This is a genomic window from Enterobacter cloacae complex sp. 2022EL-00788, assembly GCF_026627565.1.
Lineage (GTDB): Bacteria > Pseudomonadota > Gammaproteobacteria > Enterobacterales > Enterobacteriaceae > Enterobacter > Enterobacter pasteurii.
The window spans coordinates 378,930-402,395 of the sequence record NZ_JAPNMC010000003.1 but is presented as its reverse complement, the minus strand read 5'-3'; the positions used below and the strand labels follow the sequence as shown (position 1 = coordinate 402,395).

The following is a 23,466-nucleotide window of genomic DNA, read 5'->3' as shown; positions in this document are numbered from 1 at the left end:
GAAGCAATTATGGCCTTATTACAAATTAGTGAGCCCGGTTTAAGTGCCGCACCGCACCAGCGTCGTCTGGCGGTAGGTATTGATCTCGGCACCACCAATTCCCTCGTGGCGACCGTGCGCAGCGGCCAGGCGGAAACGCTGGCTGACGAGCAGGGCCGCCATCTGCTGCCTTCCGTGGTCCACTACCAGCAGCAGGGTCACGCGGTTGGGTTTGATGCCCGCGCTAACGCCTCCCGCGATCCGGCGAACACCATCAGCTCTGTTAAGCGCATGATGGGCCGCTCGCTGGCCGATATCCAGACCCGTTACCCGCATCTGCCGTATCAGCTGCAGGCCAGTGAAAACGGCCTGCCGATGATTGCCACGGCTGCCGGTCTGCTGAATCCGATTCGCGTTTCCGCGGACATTCTCAAGGCGCTGGCGGCGCGCGCTACGGCGACGCTCGGCGGCGATCTGGACGGGGTTGTGATCACCGTTCCGGCCTATTTTGACGACGCACAGCGTCAGGGCACCAAAGACGCCGCGCGTCTGGCGGGCCTGCACGTGCTGCGCCTGCTGAACGAACCGACGGCGGCGGCGATTGCCTACGGCCTCGACTCCGGTCAGGAAGGGGTGATTGCAGTTTACGACCTCGGCGGCGGCACCTTTGATATCTCCATTCTGCGCCTGAGCCGCGGCGTGTTCGAAGTTCTAGCGACCGGCGGGGACTCCGCGCTTGGCGGCGATGACTTCGACCATCTGCTGGCCGATTACATCCGCGAGCAGGCGGGCATCAGCGATCGCAGCGATGCCCGCGTACAGCGTGAGCTGCTGGACGCTGCCGTTGAGGCAAAAATCGCGCTGAGCGATGCGCAGTCCGTCAGCATTAACGTCGCGGGCTGGCAGGGTGACATCACCCGCGCCCGGTTCGATGAACTTATTGCCCCGCTGGTGAAACGCACGCTGATGGCCTGCCGTCGCGCATTGAAGGATGCGGGCGTTGAAGCCAGCGAGGTGCTGGAAGTGGTCATGGTGGGTGGCTCAACGCGCGTGCCGCTGGTGCGCGAACGCGTGGGCGAATTCTTTGGCCGCACGCCGCTGACCTCCATCGACCCGGATAAAGTCGTTGCCGTTGGCGCGGCCATCCAGGCCGATATTCTGGTGGGCAACAAGCCGGACAGCGAAATGCTGCTGCTGGACGTTATCCCGCTGTCGCTTGGTTTAGAAACCATGGGCGGCCTGGTGGAGAAGGTTATCCCGCGCAACACGACCATTCCGGTGGCGCGCGCGCAGGAGTTTACCACCTTCAAAGACGGCCAGACCGCGATGTCCATTCACGTGATGCAGGGCGAACGCGAACTGGTGCAGGACTGCCGCTCCCTGGCGCGCTTTGCGCTGCGCGGCATTCCGGCGCTGCCCGCGGGCGGGGCGCATATTCGCGTCACCTTCCAGGTTGATGCGGACGGTCTGCTTAGCGTGACGGCGATGGAAAAATCCACCGGCGTCGAATCGTCCATTCAGGTGAAGCCGTCCTACGGCCTGACCGATGGCGAAATCGCCTCCATGATTCAGGACTCAATGAGCTACGCCGAGCAGGATGTGAAGGCGCGTATGCTGGCCGAACAAAAAGTTGAAGCCGCACGCGTGCTGGAAAGCCTGAACGGCGCGCTCGCTGCCGATGCCGCGCTGTTAAGCGCCGCCGAGCGCCAGGTGATTGACGAGGCTGCCGCGCGCTTAAGCGCAGTAGCAGAAGGCAATGATGCTGACGCAATAGAAGAAGCCATTAAAAACGTTGATAAACAAACCCAGGACTTCGCTGCTCGCCGCATGGACAAATCTGTCCGCGTCGCGCTGAAAGGCCAGTCCGTGGACGAGGTTTAATATGCCAAAGATTGTTATTTTGCCTCATGCGGACCTCTGTCCGGATGGCGCTGTTCTGGAAGCGAAGACCGGTGAAACCATTCTCGACGTTGCCCTGCGTAACGGTATCGAAGTGGAACACGCCTGTGAAAAATCCTGTGCCTGCACAACGTGCCACTGCATCGTGCGTGAAGGTTTCGACTCTCTCGCCGAGAGCACCGAAGATGAAGACGACATGCTGGATAAAGCATGGGGTCTGGAGCCGGACAGCCGCTTAAGCTGCCAGGCCGCGGTGACCGATGAAGATCTGGTCGTGGAGTTCCCACGCTATACTATCAACCACGCACGCGAGCATTGATATGGGACTGAAGTGGACCGACAGCCGCGAGATCGGCGAAGCGCTGTACGACGCGAACCCGGATCTCGATCCGAAGACCGTGCGATTCACCGATATGCATCAGTGGATCTGCGATCTGGAAGATTTTGACGACGATCCAAACGCATCCAATGAAAAAATTCTGGAGGCGATTCTGTTAGTCTGGTTAGATGAAGCAGAGTAAATCACTTAACGGGCTGCCTTCTGGCGGCCCGTTTGCTAATAAGGATAAATAAAATGACCGAAGCGATGAAGATTACGCTCACCACGCAGCCTGCCGACGCGCGCTGGGGCGAGAAAGCCACCTGGAGCATCAATAACGACGGTATTACCCTGCACCTTACCGGCAAAGATGATTTAGGGCTGATCCAGCGCGCCGCGCGTAAAATTGACGGCCTGGGCATTAAGCATGTGTCTCTGGAAGGTGAAGGCTGGGACACCGACCGCAGCTGGGCGTTCTGGGCCGGTTACAAAGGCCCGAAAGGAACCCGCAAAGTTGAGTGGGCCAGCCTCGACGAAGCCGGGCAGAAAGAGCTGGAAAGCCGCCTGCAAATCATCGACTGGGTACGCGATACCATCAACGCCCCGGCGGAAGAGTTAGGCCCGGAGCAGCTGGCGCAGCGCGCCGTTGACCTGCTGTCCGGCGTGGCGGGGGACAGCATGTCCTACCGCATCACCAAAGGTGAAGATCTGCGCGAGCAGAACTATATGGGCATCCACACCGTGGGCCGCGGTTCTGAACGTCCTCCTGTATTGCTGGCGCTGGACTACAACCCAACCGGCGACAAGCAGGCCCCAGTGTTTGCCTGCCTGGTCGGTAAAGGCATCACCTTCGACACCGGCGGCTACAGCCTGAAGCAGAGCGCGTTCATGGACTCCATGAAGTCCGACATGGGCGGCGCGGCAACGATTACCGGCGCGCTGGCGTTCGCCATCACCCGCGGTCTTAAAAAGCGCGTGAAGCTGTACCTGTGCTGCGCGGACAACATGGTAAGCGGTAACGCCTTCAAGCTGGGCGACATCATTCGCTACCGCAACGGTAAAAACGTCGAAGTGATGAACACCGACGCCGAAGGCCGCCTGGTTCTGGCCGATGGCCTGATCGACGCGTCAGCCCAGAAGCCGGAGCTCATTATCGACATGGCAACCCTGACCGGTGCGGCGAAGACTGCCCTGGGTAACGACTACCATGCGCTGTTCAGCTTCGACGACAGGCTGGCCGCGCGCCTGCTGGCAAGCGCCACGGCGGAAAACGAGCCGTTCTGGCGCCTGCCGCTGGCCGAGTTCCACCGCAGCCAGCTGCCGTCTAACTTTGCCGAGCTGAACAACACCGCAAGCGCGGCGTACCCGGCGGGGGCAAGCACCGCAGCAGGCTTCCTGTCCCACTTCGTCGAGAACTATCAGGAAGGCTGGCTGCACATCGACTGCTCCGCAACGTACCGTAAGGCGGCGGTTGAGCAGTGGTCCGCGGGCGCGACCGGTCTGGGCGTGCGTACCGTGGCGAACCTGCTGACGGCTGAGTAATTATTGGCCCCTCACCCCGGCCCTCTCCCCACAGGGGAGAGGGGGTTCAAATTCCCTCTCCCCTGTGGGGAGAGGGTTAGGGTGAGGGGAAATGCATTATCTGGAACTGTTATGTCCGAAACCAAAAATGAATTAGAAACTCTGCTGGAGCAGGCGGCTACCGAGCCCGCCCACCGTCCGGCATTTTTCCGCACGCTGCTGGAATCCACCGTCTGGGTGCCGGGCACGGCGGCGGAAGGCGAGCAGGTTGTCGAAGACAGCGCGCTGGATCTGCTCCACTGGGAGAAGGACGACGGCACTTCGGTGATCCCGTTCTTTACCTCGCTGGAAGCGTTACAGGAAGCGGTCGAAGAGGAACAGGCGTTCGTGGTGATGCCGGTGCGCACGCTGTTCGAAATGACGCTGGGGCAGACGCTGTTCCTTAACGCGAAGCTGCCGACAGGAAAAGAGTTCACCCCGCGCGAAATCAGCCATCTGATTGGCGAAGAGGGTAACCCGCTCAGCACCCAGGAGGTGCTGGAAGGGGGCGAAACGCTGCTGCTCTCTGAAGTGGCCGAACCGCCCGCGCAGATGATTGATTCCCTGACCACGCTGTTTAAAACCATCAAGCCGGTAAAGCGCGCGTTTCTCTGCTCCATCAAAGAGCAGGCTGACGAACAGCCGGTGCTGCTGATTGGTATTGAAGCGGACGGGGATATCGACGACATCATTCAGGCGGCGGGAAGCGTTGCTACCGACACGCTGCCTGGCGATGAGCCCATTGATATCTGTCAGGTCAAGAAAGGGGAGAAGGGCATCAGCCACTTTATTACCGAGCACATTACCCCGTTCTACGAGCGTCGCTGGGGCGGCTTCCTGCGCGATCTCAAAACCAACCGCATTATCTGATTACAGCGGGGTGAGTTTCACCCCGTTGCTTCCAGCAGCAGTAAATCCATCAGCAGGACCAGATTCGACTCAAACGACGTCACGCCTGCGGCTTCGGCAGCGAAGTGTACCGCCTCGTCATACAGCGCGAAATGCAGATCCGCCATGCCCGCCAGCGTATTGGCGGAGGCACGGGTAAAGGCGACGACCGTCATACCCACGTTTTTGGCGATCCGCGCTTTATCCAGCACCTGCTCCGTTTCACCGCTGCGGGAGACGGCAATAAATACCTGATAGCGTGCGGCGTTGCTGAGGAAAATATTCCGGCTGTCCCCCGGCCCGGAGATAAACCCCGTTTTACCCAGCACCTGCAGTTTCTTGGTCAGGTACTCGGCAAAAAGATAGGAAAACCCGGCGCCGTAGAGAAAAAAGCTCTCTTTCTGGCGCAGCAGGCTGGAAAACTGCTGGCGTTTCTTCTGCGTAACCCACTGAAAGGTTTGCTGATAGTTGGCAATAAACTGATTAAAAAGCGCCGGTAATTCTGCATGCTGCTCGGGCTGTACGGCGATATGCGGCGTGTCTGTAAGCAGCTGCTTGCAGTGCCAGATGAACTCGCTGAAGCCGCTGAATCCCAGCTTCTGGCACAGCCGCATAATGGTCGCGGTGGAGACAAACGTCGCCTGCGCCAGCTCGCGCACCGTGATGTTGCCCACCAGCAGCGGATGCTCCGTGAGGTGGGCGAGAACGCGATACTCCGCGCGGGTCAGGGACGCCCCGCGCGTTAACAGCGTGGCCAGGCGGTTATCCATTATTTCGCCGGTTCAACCGGCAGATCGTCTCGCGCACCCCATTCGCTCCAGGCGCCGTCGTACAGCGTGACGTCATTCACGCCCAGGGTCGCCAGCGCAAGGATCGCCACGCAGGCCGTCACGCCGGAACCGCAGCTGGCGATGATCGGACGATGCAAATCAACACCCGCACGGTCAAAAATTGCCTTTAGCTCGTCGGTGGTTTTCAGCTCCCCCTCGAACACCAGATCGCCCCACGGCACGTTCAGCGCGCCAGGAATATGGCCACGCTTCAGCCCCGGACGCGGTTCATCCGCTTCGGCGTTAAAACGTGGCGCAGGGCGGGCGTCGACGATTTGCGCTGTTCTTTCGTGGCTAACAACCAGAACGTCAGTCAGTCGCTTCACCACGTGCGCGTCAAACGTCGCGTCGAAATCGCCTTCCGGCAGCGTCACGTCACCCTGCTGGAGCGGCAGCGCATCGCGCTTCCAGCCCGCAAGGCCGCCTGCCAGAATCGAAACGTTTTCCACGCCGAAAGTTTTCAGCATCCACCACGCGCGCGGTGCCGAGAAGAGGTTACCTTCATCGTAAACAACAAGGTGTTTATCTTTGCTGACGCCAAGCTCGCGCATCGCGACGGAAAACGCTTCCGGGCGCGGCAACATGTGCGGCAGGGGAGAGGTGTGATCGGAAAGGGCTTCGATATCAAAAAATACCGCGCCGGGCAGATGTCCGGCACGGTATTCACCGGGAACGTCACGATGCTCCTGGCCCGGAGGAGCCATGCGCGCGTCAATAATCTGGACTTCCGGATCGTCGCCGTGCTCAATCAGCCAGTCGGCGGCGACAAAATATGAGGTGGACATGGGTTGCCTCCATTCTTTTCCGTAAAAAAGGATTGTCGGTGTTTTTTCTGACACCGACAAGCAAACCGCGTTCAACTCGCGAGCAAGCCCCTATTTTTTCACCGTTTCGCCGTCCTGCCAGGCTTTTTGCAGCGCAGGCCAGTAGTCGCGGTTGGCTTCAATCATGTCATCCAGAATCGCTTTCGCGTGCGCCATGGTCGGCACGGTACGGTTCAGGGTGAACGCCTGCAGCGCTTTCTCATAACTGCCTTCGATGGTTGCCTCCACCAGCAGCTGTTCAGACGCGAGCTGCTGTTGCAGGAGGGTCTGATGGAACAGCGGCACCTGGCCCACGCGGACGGGCTCCGGTCCTTCGGAGGTGATATAGGCGGGCACTTCCACTACCGCGTCGTACGGCAGATTGGTTATCGCGCCGCGGTTTTCCACCATCACCAGATGGCGGCTCCGCAGGTTAAAGGCCAGCGAGCAGGCGACATCGACGATAAACTCACCGTGGACGCCTACGTGGAAGGCATCCGGTAAAATCCCGGTGCGCTTGTACTCTTCCGCGGCGGCGAAAAGTTTTTTCTCACGCCCGTTCATCACTTCGTTAGCGCGGGTGTACTCCGGGTCCTGATGCTCCACAATCTGGTTCGGCATCAGGTAGTACTGCAAATACGGGTTCGGCAGGTACTCCGGGAAGTTATCCATAATCGGCTTGATGTTGCGCCAGGTTTTCACCCACGACGGATCAGAATGCTGCGGATCCGTTTTGGCGGCATCTTCCGTCAGAAGGCCAAACTTCGCGATATGCTTACGCAGCTCCGGCAGCCTGTCTACGCCGTCCACCAGCACGCGGGTAAACCAGCCGAAGTGATTCAGACCAAAGTAGTCCACCTCCAGCTTGCGGCGATCCACGCCCAGAATGGCGCCCATATTACGCATCGCGGCAACCGGCATATCGCAGATGTTCAGCACGCGCGCATTCGGGCGCAGACGACGTACGCCTTCAGCGACGATAGCCGCCGGGTTGGAGTAGTTAACGATCCACGCTTTCTCATGCGCGTAGCGATCCACCAGATCGATAAGCTCCACCATCGGCAGGATCGTACGCAGCCCGTACGCCAGCCCGCCGGGGCCGCAGGTTTCCTGGCCAACCACGCCGTGACGCAGCGGGATCTTCTCATCCTGCTCGCGCATCCTGTACTGACCAACGCGCATCTGGGCAAACACAAAATGCGCGCCGCTGAAGGCCACTTCCGGGTCGCTGGTGACGGTGAATTTGATGCTCTGGCTGTGGTCGCGAATAACCTTTTCCACCACCGGCGCAATAGTGTCCTGACGCGCCTCGTCGATGTCATAAAGGCGAATCTCCGCCAGCGGGAAATCCTGCAGGCGCACCATCAGGCTTTTCACAATACCCGGCGTATAGGTGCTGCCGCCGCCGGCAATGGACAGAATGAATGGGGGTGTAAACATCTTTAGCTCCTTTCAGAGAAACGTCTCAACGGCTTCTCGCATTTTTTTGACATGCAGCCCGTAGACCACCTGAACGTTGTTGCCTTGTTTGATAACCCCTTTCGCGCCGGTCGCTTTCAGGCGCGGTTCGTCGATGATGGCGACGTCCTTCACCGTGACGCGTAAGCGGGTGTAGCAGTTATCAACGACTTCAATATTTTCCCGGCCGCCCAGACCCACCACGATGGATTCGCCCAGCCCGTCGTTATTCCCCTTTGCCTGGTACTCCTGCTTGCTGTAAAGGCGCGTCTCCTGCTCCTCATCTTCACGGCCCGGCGTTTTCATGCTGAAGCGCAGGATCAGGAAGCGGAACACCACGAAGTAAAGGGCGAACATAATCAGTCCGACCACGATGTACATCGGCCAGTTGGACTTCTCCGTGCCCAGCGGCAGGTTGTAGAGAATGAAGTCGATAACCCCGTTGGCACCGATGACGTGAACGCCGAACAGGGAGAACAGCATCATGCCGATGCCGGTCAGCACCGCATGCACCACGAACAGCAGCGGGGCGACAAACAGGAAGGAGAACTCAATCGGCTCGGTGACGCCCACCAGCAGCGAGGTTAGCGCCGCCGGGATCAGAATGGCTTTCGCAATGGCTTTACGCTCCGGCTTTGCGGTCATGTACATCGCCAGCGCGGCGGCAGGCAGGCCGAACATTTTGCTGATGCCGCGCGCATCCCACACTACGGTGCTGCTCAATTGCTTCACGTCCGGGCAGGCCATCTCGGCGAAGTAAATGTTGCGCGCGCCCTGGTAAACCGTGCCGCACACCTCCTGCGTACCGCCCAGTTCGGTATAGAGGAACGGGGTGTAGACCAGATGATGCAGGCCCGTCGGCACCAGGATGCGCTCAAGGAAGCCGTAGATCGCCACGCCGAACGGACCGGAGCCTTTGATCGCCAGCGCCAGCGCGCTAATGCCGTGCTGAGCGTATGGCCACAGCTCGCTCATCACCACGCCGAGCAGCATTGAGACGGGCAGCATCACAATGGCAACAAAGCAGTGGCCGGAATAGATCGCCATCGCGCCGTTAAACTGCACGCCGGAGTATTTGTTGTACAGATAACCGGAGAGCGCCCCGGTCAGGATCCCGGCGAACACGCCCATCTCCAGTACCTGAACGCCAAGCACCATGCTTTGACCCGCGGCTTTCATCTGGTCAACTGGGGCCAGTTCACCCTGAAGCTGTAGCGTCACGTTCATGGCGTTGATAAATACCACAAAGGTCACCAGCCCAATCAGCGCCGCGTAGCCTTTGTCCCGCGTGGCCAGGCCAATGGGGATCCCGACGGCAAACACCAGCGCCAGGTTAACCAGCACCGACACGGCAGATTTGGCGATCAGCTGGCCAACATTCTGGATCAGCGGATGGCCGAGAAACGGCAGGTACTCGGCCAGATTACCGTTGCCCAGCACGTTGCCAAAGGCAATAAACAGACCGACGATAGGTAATATAAGTACCGGTCCGTAAAGTGATTTACCGAAATTTTGTAGGGCGTTCACGGCTCGTTTCATGGCTTTCTCTCTTATTGAACCGCGCACTCGGCGTGCGTCATGGTCATAAAACTAGCAGGCCCGGAAGGATCTTATCCAGCTATCTTCTTGTTTTAAAAACAAATGACGTGAAAGGTAACATGTTACGTTAAGGGCTGTGATCGTGGTTCCAACACCGTATGGCAGGGTGATGTCATTCTGCGAGGTGCTTTCCACAATACTAAATTGGACTTTTTGTATTAACGAAACTTGCGGATAATACTTATCCGGACGACGACCAACAGGCCTCACAGGCCAGGGACTAAGGATGAAACCGTTTCGCTTAGCCGCGATTTCTCTCGCGCTGCTCACCACGTTTACGCTTGTCGGCTGCGATAACAGCGACGACAAAACACAGGCTGCTGCGCCCGCAGCGTCAACCGCTTCAGAAAAGAAAGCACCGGAAAAACCGGACCCGAAAACGCTGGCTGCGCTGGCTGCACAGAGCCAGGGTAAGGCGCTGACGCTGCTGGATGCCTCAGAGGTACAGCTAGACGGTGCTGCGACGCTGGTGCTGACCTTTTCGGTGCCGCTGAAGCCGGATCAGGACTTCGCCAAAACCGTGCACGTGGTGGATAAGAAAAGCGGCAAGGTGGACGGCGCCTGGGAGCTGGCGCCCAATCTGAAAGAGCTGCGCCTGCGCCACCTGGAGCCAAATCGTAACCTGGTCGTCACCGTCGAACGTGGTCTGGAGGCGCTGAACAGCGCGACGTTTGGCATTGATTATGAAAAAGCCATCACCACCCGGGATGTTGAACCGACGGTCGGATTTGCCAGCCGCGGTTCGCTGCTGCCGGGCAGCGTGGTGGAAGGGCTGCCGGTGATGGCGCTTAACGTTAACAGCGTGGACGTGAACTTCTACCGCATTAAGCCGGAGTCGCTGGCCTCGTTTGTCAGCCAGTGGGAGTACCGTAACTCACTGACCAACTGGGAGTCCGACACGCTGCTGAAGATGGCGGAACTGGTTTATACCGGCCGCTTTGACCTCAACCCGGCGCGCAACACCCGCGAGAAACTGCTGCTGCCGCTGAAGGATATTAAGCCGCTCCAGCAGTCGGGCGTTTACATAGCCGTCATGAATCAGGCCGGGCACTACAACTACAGCAATGCCGCGACGCTTTTCACCTTAAGTGATATTGGGCTCTCCGCTCACCGCTATCATAACCGCCTGGACATCTTCACCCAGAGCCTGGAAAACGGTGCGGCGCAGTCAGGCGTTACCCTTACCCTTCTGAACGATAAAGGCCAGACCCTGGCCGAGGCGAACAGCGACGCGGACGGTCATGCGAAGCTGGAGACGGATAAAGAAGCCGCGCTGATCCTCGCCAGCAAAGACGGGCAGACCACGCTGCTCGATCTCAAACTTCCGGCGCTCGACCTGGCGGAGTTTGATATCGCCGGCAAGCCGGGTTATAGCAAACAATTCTTTATGTTTGGCCCGCGCGATCTCTATCGTCCGGGTGAAACGGTGCTCCTCAACGGCCTGCTGCGCGACAGCGACGGAAAACCGCTTTCCGATCAGCCTGTGAAGCTTGACGTATTGCGCCCGGACGGTCAGGTGGCGCGCACGGTTGTTGTGCAGCCCGAGAACGGACTTTACCGCTTCAACTACCCGCTTGATAGCGGCGCGCAGACCGGCATGTGGCATGTTCGCGCGAATACGGGAGACAACCAGCAGCGCATGTGGGATTTCCACGTTGAAGATTTCATGCCTGAACGCATGGCGCTGAATCTGACGGGGCAAAAAACACCGGTTTCTCCACGGGATGATGTGGACTTTAACGTAGTGGGTTATTACCTGTATGGCGCACCGGCTAACGGCAACGCCCTGCAAGGCCAGCTTTTCCTGCGCCCGCTGCGTGAGGCGGTAACTGCGCTGCCGGGATTCCAGTTCGGTGATATTGCGGAAGAGAACCTGAGCCGTAGCCTGGACGAAGTGCAGCTTACGCTTGATGAGCAGGGGCGCGGACAGGTGACCACTGAAAGCCAGTGGAAAGAGGTGCACTCGCCGCTGCAGCTGATTTTGCAGGCCAGCCTGCTTGAGTCGGGCGGTCGCCCGGTGACGCGTCGCGCCGAGCAGGCTATCTGGCCGGCGGCCACGCTACCGGGGATTCGTCCTCAGTTCGCCAGTAAGGCCGTTTACGATTACCGTACCGATACCACCGTCAACCAGCCGATTGTCGATGAAAACGGCAACGCCAGCTTTGACATCGTTTATGCCGATGCCGGCGGGGCGAAAAAAGCGGTGTCCGGTTTGCAGGTGCGCCTGATCCGCGAGCGCCGGGACTATTTCTGGAACTGGTCAGAGAGTGAGGGCTGGCAGTCGCAGTTTGACCAGAAAGATCTTGTTGAGGGCGAGCAGGAACTTAACCTCAAGGCTGATGAAACCGGCAAAGTCACTTTCCCGGTGGAGTGGGGCTCATACCGTCTGGAAGTGAAAGCGCCTGATGACATGGTCAGCAGCGTGCGCTTCTGGGCAGGCTACAGCTGGCAGGATAACAGCGACGGCACGGGGGCGGCGCGCCCGGACCGCGTGACGATGAAGCTTGATAAGCCAGCTTATCAGCCTGGCGATACCATCAACCTGCATATCGCCGCACCGGCCGCGGGCAAAGGCTATGCCATGATTGAATCCAGCGAAGGGCCGCTGTGGTGGAAAGAGATCGACGTCCCGGCAAACGGTCTGGATCTCTCCATTCCGGTGGATAAAGCCTGGAAGCGTCACGATCTCTACCTCAGCACGCTGGTGGTACGTCCCGGCGATAAATCTAAATCCGCCACGCCAAAGCGCGCGGTCGGGCTGCTGCATTTGCCAATGGGTGACGAAAATCGCCGCCTGAACATTGCGCTTGATAATCCGCAGAAAATGCGTCCTAACCAGACGCTTTCTGTGAAAGTGAAAGCCAGCGTGAAGGAGGGCGCGGTACCACAAAAGGTGAACGTGCTGGTTTCGGCTGTTGATAGCGGCGTGCTGAACATTACCGACTACGTTACGCCGGATCCGTGGGAAGCCTTCTTCGGTCAGAAGCGTTATGGCGCGGATATTTATGATATCTACGGCCAGGTCATTGAAGGCCAGGGGCGCATGGCCGCACTGCGCTTCGGCGGTGACGGCGATGAGCTGAAGCGTGGCGGTAAGCCACCGGTTAATCACGTCACTATTATTGCCCAGCAGGCGCAGCCGGTTACGCTGGATGCTAACGGTGAAGGCACCGTTACGTTGCCGATTGGTGATTTTAACGGCGAGCTGCGTCTGATGGCGCAGGCGTGGACGGAAGACGATTTCGGCAGCAGCGAGAGCAAGATCGTTGTAGCCGCGCCGGTCATTACCGAACTTAACACGCCGCGTTTCCTGGCAAGCGGTGACACCTCCCGCCTGACGCTGGACCTGACTAACCTCACCGATCGGCCGCAAACGCTGAACGTCACGCTAACCTCAACCGGCAAGCTGTCGCTGGAAGGCGCTCAGCCAGCGCCGGTTCAGCTGCCGCCTGGCGCACGCAGCACCCTGTTTATTCCGGTGCGGGCGCTGGAAGGATACGGTGATGGCGAAATTACCGCTCAGATTGCCGGACTACAGCTTCCGGGCGAGACGTATATTCCCCAGCAGAAGAGCTGGAAAATTGGCGTGCGTCCCGCATTCCCGGCGCAAACGGTGAATACGGGCACGATGCTCAACCCTGGCGAATCCTGGACTGCCCCAGCGCAGCACATTGCCGGTTTCTCTCCTGCGACGCTACAGGGGCAGCTGCTGCTCAGCGGAAAAGCGCCACTGAACCTGGCGCGCTACATCCGTGAGCTGCAGGCTTATCCGTACGGGTGTCTGGAGCAAACCACCAGCGGCCTCTTCCCGTCGCTATACACCAATTCCGCGCAGCTCAAGGCTCTCGGCATTAAGGGTGATACTGACGACAAGCGCCGTGCGGCTATCGATCTCGGTATCTCCCGCCTGCTGCAAATGCAGCGTGACGACGGGGGGTTTGCGCTCTGGGATAAAAACGGTCCGGAAGAGTACTGGCTGACCGCGTACGTTACTGACTTCCTCGTGCGCGCAGGGGAACAGGGCTATAGCGTTCCTGCCGATGCGGTAAATAAGGCGAATAACCGCCTGCTGCGTTACTTACAGGATCCGGGCATGATGTCTGTCCGCTACAGCGACAACGCTCAGGCCAGTAAGTTTGCCGTACAGGCTTATGCCTCGCTGGTGCTGGCGCGTCAGCAAAAAGCGCCGCTCGGCGCGCTGCGTGAAGTCTGGGAGCGCCACGCTCAGGCTGCTTCCGGGCTGCCGCTGATGCAGCTGGGGATGGCGCTGAAGCTGATGGGGGATGCGCCGCGCAGCCAGCAGGCGCTGGATCTGGCTATCAAAACGCCGCGTACTGACGGCCGAAGCTGGATGGCGGATTACGGTAGCCAGCTTCGCGATAATGCCCTGATGCTCTCCCTTCTGGAAGAGTACAAGCTGCTGCCGGATGCGCAAAATACGCTGCTGAACGCCTTGTCGCAGGAAGCCTTTAGCCAGCGCTGGCTCTCAACCCAGGAAAGCAACGCCCTGTTCATGGCCGGACGTTCGCTGCAAACGCTCTCCGGAGCATGGCAGGCGACCACGAGCCTTTCTGAGCAGGCACAAAGTAGTGACAAACCGCGGGTAGAAAACCTGAACGGCGCCCAGCTTAGCGCGCTGCAGGTTACCAATACCGGCACTACGCCGCTGTGGGTTCGTCTGGACAGTACGGGGTATCCGGAGTATGCGCCTCAGCGATCCTCAAACGTATTGCAGATTGAACGCCACGTTCTGGCGACAGACGGCAGCAGCAAGTCACTCTCTTCCCTGAAGAGTGGTGAGCTGGTGCTGGTGTGGCTTGAAGTGAAGGCCAGCCAGAACGTGCCGGATGCGCTGGTGGTGGATCTGCTCCCGGCAGGTCTGGAACTTGAAAACCAGAATCTGGCGAGCAGCAGCGCCAGCCTCCAGGACAGCGGCAGCGAAGTGCAGAATCTGCTGAATCAGATGCAGCAGTCTGATATTCAGCATATGGAATTCCGCGACGATCGCTTTGTGGCCGCTGTGCCGGTCAATGAAGGTCAGCCGGTTACGCTGGTCTACCTGGCCCGAGCCGTCACGCCGGGAACCTACCAGGTGCCGGTTCCGATGGTGGAATCCATGTACGTTCCGCAGTGGCGGGCAACAGGGGCGGCCAGTGGCCCGCTGATCGTTGTTCCTTAAGATGCAGCCAGAACGACTGATACGCTCCCGCTGGCTATGGCTGGCGGGAGCGCTTTTCGTTTCAGTGGCGCTGATTGTCGCCGCCGACCGCCTGTGGCCGCTGCCTCTGAAAGAGGTTAACCCCTCGCGCGTGGTTGTGGATGAGCAGGGCGTACCGCTGTGGCGTTTTGCCGACAGCGAGGGCATCTGGCGCTATCCGGTTACCATTGAGGAGGTTTCACCGCGCTATCTCGAGGCCCTGATCCAGTATGAAGACCGCTGGTTCTGGGAGCACCCGGGCGTCAATCCGCTCTCTGTACTGCGCGCTGCCTGGCAGGATCTTACCTCCGGGAGAGTCGTTTCTGGCGGAAGCACGCTTACCATGCAGGTGGCGCGCCTTCTGGATCCGCATCCGCGCACTTTTGGCGGTAAAATTCGTCAGCTGTGGCGGGCAATGCAGCTGGAGTGGCATCTCTCCAAGCGTGAAATTCTCACGCTGTATCTCAACCGGGCCCCGTTTGGCGGCACCCTGCAGGGAGTGGGGGCAGCAAGCTGGACCTACCTTGGAAAGCCGCCATCACGGCTGAGCTATTCCGACGCGGCGCTGCTGGCGGTGCTGCCGCAGGCACCAAGCCGCCTGCGCCCGGACCGCTGGCCGGAACGCGCGGAGGCGGCGCGTAACAAAGTCCTCGACCGCATGATGGCTCAGGGCGTCTGGTCAGAAAAGCAGGTGAAAGAGTCCCGGGAAGAACCGGTGTGGCTGGCTCCCCGCCAGATGCCGCAGCTGGCACCGCTCTTTTCGCGCATGATGCTCGGTAAAAGCCGCGAGACAAAAATAGCCACCACGCTTGATGCCACGCTGCAGCGACAGCTTGAAGAGCTGGCGATGAACTGGAAGTCTCGCCTGCCTGCCCGCAGTTCGCTGGCAATGATCGTGGTAGATCACACGGATATGAAAGTGCGCGGCTGGGTCGGCTCGGTGGATATCAACGATGACAGCCGTTTTAGCCACGTGGATATGGTCAATGCAATTCGATCCCCGGGATCGGTTCTCAAGCCCTTCGTCTACGGGATGGCGCTGGACGATGGGCTGATCCATCCCGCCTCCTTGCTTCAGGATGTGCCAAGAAAAACCGGGGATTATCGCCCCGGCAACTTTGACAGCGGCTTTCATGGGCCGGTCAGCATGAGTGAAGCCCTCGTACGCTCCCTCAATCTGCCTGCGGTGCAGGTGCTGGAGGCGTACGGCCCTAAACGTTTTGCCGGGATGCTGGGCAATGCGGGGTTACCGCTGATTCTCCCGGCGGGCGCGCAGCCCAACCTCTCCCTGATTCTGGGGGGCGCAGGCGCACGTCTGGCTGATATAGCTGCCGCGTATAGCGCCTTTGCAAGGCAGGGTAAGGCCGGTCGGCTGCGTTTACAGCCGGGCGATCCGCTAGTTGAACGTCCGCTGTTGTCGCAGGGCGCTGCGTGGATTATTCGTCGCATTCTCGCCGGTGAAGCCCAGCCCCTGCCGGACAGCGCGCTGCCGCAGGTTGCGCCGCTGGCGTGGAAAACCGGCACCAGCTACGGCTACCGGGATGCCTGGGCCATTGGGCTTAACGCCCGGTATGTCATTGGTATCTGGACCGGACGCCCGGACGGCACGCCCGTCGCGGGGCAGTTTGGTTTCGCCAGCGCGGTTCCGCTACTGAATCAGGTGAATAACCTGCTTCAGTCTCGTTCGACGGTGGATGAGGCTCGTCTGCCGCGCGATCCGCGTCCTGCCAGCGTGGGGCGGGGTGTGATTTGCTGGCCGGGCGGCCAGTCGCTGCCGGAAGGGAGCGAAAACTGTCGGCGTCGTCTGTCAACCTGGCTGCTTGAGGGCAGTGAACCGCCTACGCTGCTATTGCCGGAGCAGGAGGGAATTCGCGGGATCCGTTTTCCGGTCTGGCTGAATAAAGACGGTCAACGCGTTGCGGCGGATTGCCCGGATGCGACAGAAAAAGTGCTGGATGTCTGGCCGTTGCCGCTTGAGCCGTGGCTGCCCGTTGCCGAAAGACGTGCCGCTCGTCTTCCTGCCCGTTCAACGGTTTGCCCGCCGCTGGATAATCATAATTCGGCACCGCTGATGTTATCAGGCGTCAGAGAAGGAGCGGTAATTAAGCGCCTTCCGGGCGAGAAAAATATGACGCTCTTCGTTTCAACCAGCGGTGGAGAAGGGCAGCGCTGGTGGTTTTTAAACGGTGAACCGCTGGAGGGACGGCAGAGGAATTATTCACTGCAATTATATTTGCCGGGTAATTATCAATTAATTGTAATGGATGAAACAGGGCAAACGGCGACGGTGAATTTTGAATTAGATCGTTAAGCGTTACCCCTGAAGGGTTAGCTTGATAATTATCAATATTCATTCCTGAAAAAAAACGAGAATGCGTTTTTATTTTAAGGAATGAGCAATGAAAAAAAATAAAAATCCGGGAGAGGGGCTTATTCCCGCCTTATCCCGACGTCACTTTATTCAGGCAGGATCGGCGCTGGCCGCCCTGCCGTTTGTCGCCACAACCGGCAAAGCACGTGCCCAGGGCCCGGCAAAGACCAGCGCCACGCCTGAAGAGAAAGTCGTGCAAACCTGTAGTACGTTTGACTGCGGCGGCAAGTGTGATATTCGTGCGCACGTTAGTGAAGGCGTTGTCACGCGAATTTCCACCCGCCCGGATGATGCCCTTGATCCGCAGATGCCGGTTATGCGCGCCTGCGTTCGCGGTCGCGCTTATCGGAAATTCGTTTATCACCCGGATCGGCTTAAATATCCCATGAAACGCGTAGGTAAACGTGGCGAAGGAAAATTCGAGCGTATTACCTGGGATGAAGCCACCACGCTTATTGCGGAGCGGTTAAAAACCATTACGCAACAATACGGCCCCGCCTCGCGCTATGTGCATGTGGGCACCGCAGTTTCCGGCGGCACGTTTTCTGGCGATAAGATGGTTCGTCGTCTGCTTAACCTAACCGGCGGTTATCTCGAAAGCTATCACTCGGTCAGCATGGGCAACACGGCGGCGGCAACGCCGTATACCTATGGCACTGCCGCCAGCGGCAGCTCGCTGGACACGCTGCAGGACACCAGGCTGGTCATCCTCTGGGGGCACAACCCGACAGAGACGATCTTTGGCCACAGTAACCACTATTTCCAGAAGATGAAGCAAAACGGCACCCGCTTTATCGTTGTCGATCCGCGCTATTCGGACACGGTTTCCTCCCTTGCCGATCAATGGATCCCGCTGCTTCCTTCAACCGATAACGCCCTGATGGACGCCATGATGTACGTGATCGTCACGGAGAACCTGCACGATCGCGATTTCCTTCAGCGCTATACCCTGGGCTTTGACGAAGACGCCATGCCAGAGGGCGTTCCGGCGAATGAATCCCTGATGGCTTACCTTAGCGGTGCAAAAGATGGCGTGGCGAAAACGCCGGAGTGGGCAGAGAAAATCACCCACGTGCCGGCGCAGACCATTCGTCAGCTGGCGCGCGACTACGCAACCACCAAACCCGCCGCGCTGATCCAGGGCTGGGGGCCGCAGCGCCATAACTGCGGCGAACGCACCGCGCGCGGCTCGACGATACTGGCAACGCTGACGGGCAACGTCGGGGTAAAAGGCGGCTGGGCGGCTGGCTATGGCGGCTGCGCAAACCGGAAATTTGCGGCAGGTCCAGAGATGCCGGATAACCCGGTAAAAGCCAAAATATCGGTAATGAACTGGGTGCAGGCGGCCGATGATGCTTCTAAAGTTACGGCAGAAGTCGGCCTGAAGGATGCGGATAAGCTCGACAGCAATATCCGCATCCTGTTCTCGCTGGCGGGCAATTATCTGGCTAACCAGAACCCGGATCTTCATCAGGCGGTCCGCGTGCTGGAAGATGAGTCAAAAATTGAATTTATCGTCGCAAGCGATCTGTTTATGACGCCGAGCGCCAGATATGCCGATCTTCTCCTGCCGGAAACCAGCTTTATGGAGCGCTGGAATATCGGTGAAACCTGGGGCACGGCAAGCTATCTGATCCTGTCTGAGAAGCTGATTGAACCTGAGTTTGAGCGCCGCTCAGATTACGACTGGCTGCGGGAAGTCGCTGCTAAGCTTGGCGTCGAACCCGCATTCAGCGAAGGCCGTGACGAAAAAGCGTGGATTGAACACATCTGGGAGCAGACGCGGCTGTCCATGCCGGACGAAAACCTGCCGGACTTCGCGACGCTACAGAAAACGCGTCAGCATCTCTTCAAAAGCGCGCCGTTCGTCGCCTTTGAGGACAACATCCGCGATCCGCAAAATCATCCGTTCCCGACGCCCTCCGGAAAAATTGAGATCTTCTCGAAGCGCCTGTACGACATGCATAACCCGGAAATCCCGGCGCTGTCGCACTACGTTCCCGCCCATGAGGGCCCGGAAGACGCGCTGGCGAAAACCTTCCCGCTCCAGCTGATCACCTGGAAAGGGAAAAACCGCGCCAACTCTACCCAGTACGCCAACCCGTGGCTGATTGAAGTCCAGCAGCAAAAGCTGTGGATTAACCCGCAGGATGCGCAAAAGCGCGGTATTGCGCAGGGAGACACCGTGCGCATTCACAACGCGCGCGGCATTTGTGAGGTCCCGGCGGAGGTCACGCCGCGCATTATTCCCGGCGTTGTTGCCATGCAGGCAGGCGCCTGGTGGCAGCCGGACGAGCGGGGCATTGATAAAGGCGGCTGCGCGAACGTGCTCAGTTCAGCCCGTATTACCGCACTTGCGAAAGGAAATTCCCATCAAACCATGCTGGTGGAGGTAGCGAAAGCATGAGTCAGTTCAAACACTACGCGCCGGTGAGCGACAAGCAGCTGGGTTTCTTTATCGACTCATCCCGCTGCTCGGGCTGCAAGGCCTGCCAGGTGGCGTGCAAAGATAAAAACAACCTTGAGGTCGGGCGTCGTTTTCGTCGCGTGTACGACGTTAACGGCGGGAATTTCATCCCGACCGGCCAGGGCGGGGTCAGCAATAACGTTTTTGCCTACACGCTCTCTGTCTCCTGTAACCACTGCGCGGATCCTATCTGCACCAAAAACTGCCCGACCACCGCGATGCATAAGCGTCCGGGTGATGGCATCGTGCGTGTCGATACGGACAAGTGCGTCGGCTGCGGATACTGTGCGTGGTCATGCCCCTATGGCGCGCCACAGCTCAACGAGCAGACCGGGCAGATGTCAAAATGCGATTTTTGCGTGGATCTGCAGGCAAAAGGCGACCAGCCCGTCTGCGTGGCAACCTGTCCCCTCGAAGCGATCAAATTCGGGCCGATTGATGAGCTTCGGGCGAAATACGGTGCGGTCTGTGACGTGAAGGGCTTGCCTGATTCCTCCATCACAAAACCGAACCTGGTGATCAAAGCACATCAGGGCGCAGAGAAAGAGGGGAAACGTCATGCATGAGTTACCGCTGTTGATTTTTACGCTGTTCCTTCAGGGGTCGGTAGGCGTTACGCTCTGGCTGGCGTTCGGGGGCGCGCATGATTCGCAGCGTAGCGTGCTGCTGCCTGCTGCCGGGGCGTTCGTGCTGGCCTGCCTGGGGCTGCTCGCCTCGGCGCTGCACATGGGTTATCCGCTGAATGCCCTTAACGCGCTGCGCCACGTATCCAGCTCCTGGCTGAGCCGCGAGATTGTCTTTGCCAGCCTTTACCTTGCGGCGCTTGGTCTTGCGACGCTGCTGATGTTCGCGAAAAAGCCGGGCTGGAAGCCGCTTCTGGCCGTGGCGGGTCTTGTCGGGCTGGTGGATGTCTTCTGCATGGCGCAGATTTATATGCATGCGTCCGTGGTGACCTGGCAGCACGTAAACACGCTGGTGCTGTTTATCGGCTCGGTGGGCATTATCGGCTCAGCCTGCATGGCCGCTGGAATGCCTTCCCGGGCGACGCTGCGTGCGGCGGTTGCGATCGTTACGCTGCTGGTGCTTGTGCGTCTGCTGATGCAGCCCGTCTGGCTGGCTGACATTACTGCCGTGGACAACACCGTGGTGACGTTCCCGCACGCTCCGTTACGGATGCTGGAGCAGCTGCGCACGCTGCATCTGCTGAGCTGGTGCGTTTCCGTTGCCGGCATGCTGTGCTTTGCCGCGGGCGGTCTGAAGGCAGCGCGAGGCCCTATTCTGCTCGGAAGCGCGTTGCTGATTGTGGGTGAGCTGATGCTGCGCTTCGTTTTCTTCAGTATTGGCTGATGGGCGGATTAACGCTTATCCCGGCGATGGACGTGACGCACGCGTGCGTTCGTCGCCGCTTTCGCCACGCCTCCTGCCGCGCCTGTGCGGACGCTTGTCCCGCGCAGGCGTTCTCCGTTACGGACGCGGGCGTCCTGATTGATGACAGCCGCTGTATTGAATGCGGCGACTGCCTGTTTGTCTGTCCTGCCGGGGCCATTACCGGCATCATGCCGCGTAAGCGCTTTTTGCGTGGAGATACGCTTGTCGGGCCGTTTACTGAGCGCGCACCCGGCGTGAATGAGCTGCTGCTCTGGCACGCGCAATACCGCGTTCGTTTTATCAGTATTGAAGCAGAGCGTTATCCTGCATGGCTGCTGGCGCTTGCCCGGCTTAATCTTGCGCTTCGCCGACGCGGTGAGGCGGCGTGGACGTTCAGGCTTATCCCGCACAACGAGGTTAATCTCGCCCGTCGTGCGCTGATGCACGTTCCCCGTGAGGACGTTCAATCCTGTAGCGTAATGCCCGGCCTGCGTGAGCTGCGAAGGGCTTTTCCCGCGTTTAGCGAGGCAGAGATAACGCTCGATGCCGGAAAGTGCGTGCTGTGCGGGGCATGCTGGCGAAGCTGCCAGGAAAAGGCGATTCGCTTTGAAAACGCCGTGCTGAAGGTGGAATCCGGGCATTGCACCGGTTGCGGGGGGTGTGAAGCGGTTTGCCAGCATGGGGCGATAAACGTGACGCAAGCAGAGGGAACCGCAAATACCGTTGCCAGGCCCGCATATGAGGCGGTTTGCCAGTCGTGCCACCGCCAGTTCTGGTCATTTACGCCTGATGAAAAGCAGTGCCCGCTCTGTTTTCACCATCATTACGGGATGCGAAATCAGGCCTGTTGCTAATCTTCGTCTCATTTTAAAAAAATGTTATGCATAACCATAGGCAATAGCGCTATTGCTCTTTATAATCCGCGCCACACCATACTCAGGTATGCAAAAACAACAGAACATTTTACAGAGGTTATCAATGGCTATTGAACGTACTTTTTCCATCATCAAACCAAACGCGGTGGCAAAAAACGTTATTGGCAGCATCTTCTCTCGCTTTGAATCAGCAGGGTTTAAGATCGTTGGCACCAAAATGCTGCACCTGACCGTTGAACAGGCTCGCGGTTTCTACGCCGAGCACGAAGGTCGCCCATTCTTTGACGGTCTGGTTGAGTTCATGACTTCTGGCCCAATCGTTGTTTCCGTACTGGAAGGCGAAAATGCGGTACAGCGTCACCGCGACCTGCTGGGTGCAACCAACCCGGACAACGCGCTGGCAGGCACTCTGCGCGCCGACTACGCTGACAGCTTCACCGAGAACGGCACCCACGGTTCCGACTCCGTTGAATCTGCTGCACGCGAAATCGCGTTCTTCTTCGCAGAAGGCGAAGTGTGCCCTCGCACTCGCTAATAATTTCGTAAATGCCGCGTGCAAACGTGGCATCCCTGCGCCAGACTTTGTACAATGCAACGCCCCGGACGAGCAGACCGCTTACCGGGGCGTTTCTTTTCAACCCACCAAGGGCCACAACGTGTAACAACGAGGCCGGAAAATATTATGTCTGAATTAGTGAATACCTCCGAAGTCGCCATTCCTGCGGTTCCCAATAAAAATGGAAAAATTAACCTGCTGGACCTGAACCGTCAGCAGATGCGCGAGTTCTTTAAAGAGATGGGCGAGAAGCCGTTTCGTGCCGACCAGGTCATGAAATGGATGTACCACTATTGCAGCGACAACTTTGATGATATGACGGACATCAACAAGGTGCTGCGCAATAAGCTCAAAGAAGTCGCGGAAATCCGCGCACCGGAAGTAGTGGAAGAGCAGCGCTCGTCGGATGGCACCATTAAATGGGCCATTGCGGTTGGCGATCAGCGCGTTGAAACCGTGTATATCCCGGAAGACGATCGCGCCACGCTGTGCGTCTCTTCTCAGGTGGGCTGTGCGCTGGAGTGCAAATTCTGCTCCACGGCGCAGCAGGGCTTTAACCGTAACCTGCGGGTGTCGGAAATCATCGGCCAGGTATGGCGCGCCGCGAAAATCGTGGGCGCGGCAAAAGTGACCGGTACGCGTCCAATCACCAACGTGGTTATGATGGGGATGGGCGAACCGCTGCTGAACCTGACCAACGTGGTGCCGGCGATGGAAATCATGCTCGACGATTTCGGTTTTGGCCTGTCCAAGCGCCGCGTAACGCTCTCTACTTCAGGCGTGGTTCCCGCGCTGGACAAGCTGGGTGATATGATTGACGTCGCGCTGGCCATCTCCCTTCACGCGCCAAACGATGCGATTCGTGACGAAATTGTGCCGATCAACAAAAAGTACAATATCGAAACCTTCCTGGCTGGCGTGCGTCGCTACCTGGAGAAATCCAACGCTAACCAGGGCCGCGTGACTATCGAATACGTGATGCTGGATCATGTTAACGACGGCACCGAGCATGCTCATGAGCTGGCTGAACTGCTGAAAGATACGCCATGTAAGATCAACCTGATCCCATGGAACCCGTTCCCGGGCGCGCCGTATGGCCGCAGCTCGAACAGCCGTATCGATCGTTTCTCCAAGGTGCTGATGGAGTATGGCTTCACCACTATCGTGCGTAAAACCCGTGGTGATGATATTGATGCCGCCTGTGGCCAGCTGGCGGGTGACGTTATTGACCGTACCAAACGTACGCTGCGTAAGCGCATGCAGGGTGAGTCAATCGCGGTTAAAACCGTTTGATTGT

At 58.7% G+C, this 23,466-nt stretch carries 17 protein-coding genes; 13 read left to right on the top strand and 4 right to left on the bottom strand.

The window, feature by feature from the left end; translation table 11 throughout:
* Positions 1 to 9 precede the first annotated feature (9 nt).
* The 5 genes from hscA to sseB all read left to right on the top strand — a co-directional run bounded on the left by hscA (position 10) and on the right by sseB (position 4,627).
* Entirely contained in the window at positions 10 to 1,860 is a 1,851-nt protein-coding gene (hscA, locus tag OWK27_RS06635; protein WP_193355485.1) for a Fe-S protein assembly chaperone HscA, read from the top strand.
* 1 nt (position 1,861) lies between these two features.
* The gene (gene fdx / locus OWK27_RS06630; RefSeq protein WP_061709977.1) at positions 1,862 to 2,197 is read left to right on the top strand and encodes an ISC system 2Fe-2S type ferredoxin; all 336 of its coding nucleotides are present in this window, start codon (positions 1,862 to 1,864) and stop codon (positions 2,195 to 2,197) included.
* 1 nt (position 2,198) lies between these two features.
* The gene (gene iscX / locus OWK27_RS06625) at positions 2,199 to 2,399 is read left to right on the top strand and encodes a Fe-S cluster assembly protein IscX (RefSeq protein ID WP_003860650.1); all 201 of its coding nucleotides are present in this window, start codon (positions 2,199 to 2,201) and stop codon (positions 2,397 to 2,399) included.
* A 53-nt stretch (positions 2,400 to 2,452) separates the two neighbouring features.
* On the top strand, positions 2,453 to 3,739 hold the full coding sequence (gene pepB, locus OWK27_RS06620; RefSeq protein ID WP_267590068.1) for an aminopeptidase PepB: 1,287 nt from the start codon (positions 2,453 to 2,455) through the stop codon (positions 3,737 to 3,739).
* Positions 3,740 to 3,850: 111 nt separating this feature from the next.
* Positions 3,851 to 4,627, top strand: a complete 777-nt coding sequence (gene sseB, locus OWK27_RS06615) for an enhanced serine sensitivity protein SseB (protein ID WP_148420653.1) — start codon at positions 3,851 to 3,853, stop codon at positions 4,625 to 4,627.
* 17 nt (positions 4,628 to 4,644) lie between these two features.
* Here the strand turns inward: sseB and OWK27_RS06610 are convergent, their stop codons facing one another.
* The 4 genes from OWK27_RS06610 to OWK27_RS06595 all read right to left on the bottom strand — a co-directional run bounded on the left by OWK27_RS06610 (position 4,645) and on the right by OWK27_RS06595 (position 9,275).
* Positions 4,645 to 5,415, bottom strand: coding sequence for a MurR/RpiR family transcriptional regulator (locus tag OWK27_RS06610; RefSeq protein ID WP_267590067.1), 771 nt, complete (start codon positions 5,413 to 5,415; stop codon positions 4,645 to 4,647).
* On the bottom strand, positions 5,415 to 6,260 hold the full coding sequence (gene sseA / locus OWK27_RS06605; RefSeq protein ID WP_148420655.1) for a 3-mercaptopyruvate sulfurtransferase: 846 nt from the start codon (positions 6,258 to 6,260) through the stop codon (positions 5,415 to 5,417). Before sseA ends, OWK27_RS06610 begins: the two co-directional genes overlap by 1 nt.
* A 90-nt stretch (positions 6,261 to 6,350) precedes the next feature.
* Positions 6,351 to 7,718 (bottom strand): 6-phospho-alpha-glucosidase, encoded by a 1,368-nt coding sequence (locus tag OWK27_RS06600; RefSeq protein WP_267590066.1) that lies wholly within the window; start codon positions 7,716 to 7,718, stop codon positions 6,351 to 6,353.
* Positions 7,719 to 7,730: 12 nt separating this feature from the next.
* Positions 7,731 to 9,275, bottom strand: coding sequence for a PTS transporter subunit EIIC (locus tag OWK27_RS06595; RefSeq protein WP_267590065.1), 1,545 nt, complete (start codon positions 9,273 to 9,275; stop codon positions 7,731 to 7,733).
* Positions 9,276 to 9,561: 286 nt separating this feature from the next.
* Here OWK27_RS06595 and OWK27_RS06590 point away from each other — a divergent pair, with 286 nt between their 5' ends.
* From OWK27_RS06590 to OWK27_RS06555, 8 genes are all read left to right on the top strand, one after another.
* Positions 9,562 to 14,514: an alpha-2-macroglobulin family protein gene (locus OWK27_RS06590; RefSeq protein ID WP_267590064.1), complete on the top strand. Its 4,953-nt coding sequence runs from the start codon at positions 9,562 to 9,564 to the stop codon at positions 14,512 to 14,514.
* A gap of 1 nt (position 14,515) precedes the next feature.
* A complete protein-coding gene (pbpC, locus tag OWK27_RS06585) occupies positions 14,516 to 16,843 on the top strand; it encodes a peptidoglycan glycosyltransferase PbpC (protein ID WP_267590063.1) in 2,328 nt (775 codons plus the stop codon).
* An 88-nt stretch (positions 16,844 to 16,931) separates the two neighbouring features.
* Entirely contained in the window at positions 16,932 to 19,310 is a 2,379-nt protein-coding gene (locus OWK27_RS06580) for a DMSO/selenate family reductase complex A subunit (protein ID WP_267590062.1), read from the top strand.
* Positions 19,307 to 19,936 (top strand): DMSO/selenate family reductase complex B subunit, encoded by a 630-nt coding sequence (locus OWK27_RS06575; RefSeq protein ID WP_267590061.1) that lies wholly within the window; start codon positions 19,307 to 19,309, stop codon positions 19,934 to 19,936. The genes OWK27_RS06580 and OWK27_RS06575 overlap by 4 nt, the downstream gene beginning before the upstream one ends.
* Complete coding sequence (locus OWK27_RS06570; protein ID WP_267590060.1) at positions 19,929 to 20,717, top strand: dimethyl sulfoxide reductase anchor subunit family protein; 789 nt, start codon at positions 19,929 to 19,931, stop codon at positions 20,715 to 20,717. Before OWK27_RS06575 ends, OWK27_RS06570 begins: the two co-directional genes overlap by 8 nt.
* Positions 20,717 to 21,592, top strand: coding sequence for a 4Fe-4S binding protein (locus OWK27_RS06565; RefSeq protein WP_267590059.1), 876 nt, complete (start codon positions 20,717 to 20,719; stop codon positions 21,590 to 21,592). Before OWK27_RS06570 ends, OWK27_RS06565 begins: the two co-directional genes overlap by 1 nt.
* Before the next feature lie 124 nt (positions 21,593 to 21,716).
* Positions 21,717 to 22,148 (top strand): nucleoside-diphosphate kinase, encoded by a 432-nt coding sequence (ndk, locus tag OWK27_RS06560; RefSeq protein ID WP_045326029.1) that lies wholly within the window; start codon positions 21,717 to 21,719, stop codon positions 22,146 to 22,148.
* Between the two features lie 147 nt (positions 22,149 to 22,295).
* Positions 22,296 to 23,462, top strand: coding sequence for a bifunctional tRNA (adenosine(37)-C2)-methyltransferase TrmG/ribosomal RNA large subunit methyltransferase RlmN (locus tag OWK27_RS06555; protein WP_003860623.1), 1,167 nt, complete (start codon positions 22,296 to 22,298; stop codon positions 23,460 to 23,462).
* The last annotated feature ends 4 nt before the right edge of the window (positions 23,463 to 23,466 follow it).

Bases quoted from the DNA above. Each gene is read 5' to 3' on its own strand.
- hscA (WP_193355485.1), top strand. From the start codon at position 10: ATGGCCTTATTACAAATTAGTGAGCCCGGTTTAAGTGCCGCACCGCAC.
- fdx (WP_061709977.1), top strand. From the start codon at position 1,862: ATGCCAAAGATTGTTATTTTGCCTCATGCGGACCTCTGTCCGGATGGC.
- iscX (WP_003860650.1), top strand. From the start codon at position 2,199: ATGGGACTGAAGTGGACCGACAGCCGCGAGATCGGCGAAGCGCTGTAC.
- pepB (WP_267590068.1), top strand. From the start codon at position 2,453: ATGACCGAAGCGATGAAGATTACGCTCACCACGCAGCCTGCCGACGCG.
- sseB (WP_148420653.1), top strand. From the start codon at position 3,851: ATGTCCGAAACCAAAAATGAATTAGAAACTCTGCTGGAGCAGGCGGCT.
- OWK27_RS06610 (WP_267590067.1), bottom strand. From the start codon at position 5,415: ATGGATAACCGCCTGGCCACGCTGTTAACGCGCGGGGCGTCCCTGACC.
- sseA (WP_148420655.1), bottom strand. From the start codon at position 6,260: ATGTCCACCTCATATTTTGTCGCCGCCGACTGGCTGATTGAGCACGGC.
- OWK27_RS06600 (WP_267590066.1), bottom strand. From the start codon at position 7,718: ATGTTTACACCCCCATTCATTCTGTCCATTGCCGGCGGCGGCAGCACC.
- OWK27_RS06595 (WP_267590065.1), bottom strand. From the start codon at position 9,275: ATGAAACGAGCCGTGAACGCCCTACAAAATTTCGGTAAATCACTTTAC.
- OWK27_RS06590 (WP_267590064.1), top strand. From the start codon at position 9,562: ATGAAACCGTTTCGCTTAGCCGCGATTTCTCTCGCGCTGCTCACCACG.
- pbpC (WP_267590063.1), top strand. From the start codon at position 14,516: ATGCAGCCAGAACGACTGATACGCTCCCGCTGGCTATGGCTGGCGGGA.
- OWK27_RS06580 (WP_267590062.1), top strand. From the start codon at position 16,932: ATGAAAAAAAATAAAAATCCGGGAGAGGGGCTTATTCCCGCCTTATCC.
- OWK27_RS06575 (WP_267590061.1), top strand. From the start codon at position 19,307: ATGAGTCAGTTCAAACACTACGCGCCGGTGAGCGACAAGCAGCTGGGT.
- OWK27_RS06570 (WP_267590060.1), top strand. From the start codon at position 19,929: ATGCATGAGTTACCGCTGTTGATTTTTACGCTGTTCCTTCAGGGGTCG.
- OWK27_RS06565 (WP_267590059.1), top strand. From the start codon at position 20,717: ATGGGCGGATTAACGCTTATCCCGGCGATGGACGTGACGCACGCGTGC.
- ndk (WP_045326029.1), top strand. From the start codon at position 21,717: ATGGCTATTGAACGTACTTTTTCCATCATCAAACCAAACGCGGTGGCA.
- OWK27_RS06555 (WP_003860623.1), top strand. From the start codon at position 22,296: ATGTCTGAATTAGTGAATACCTCCGAAGTCGCCATTCCTGCGGTTCCC.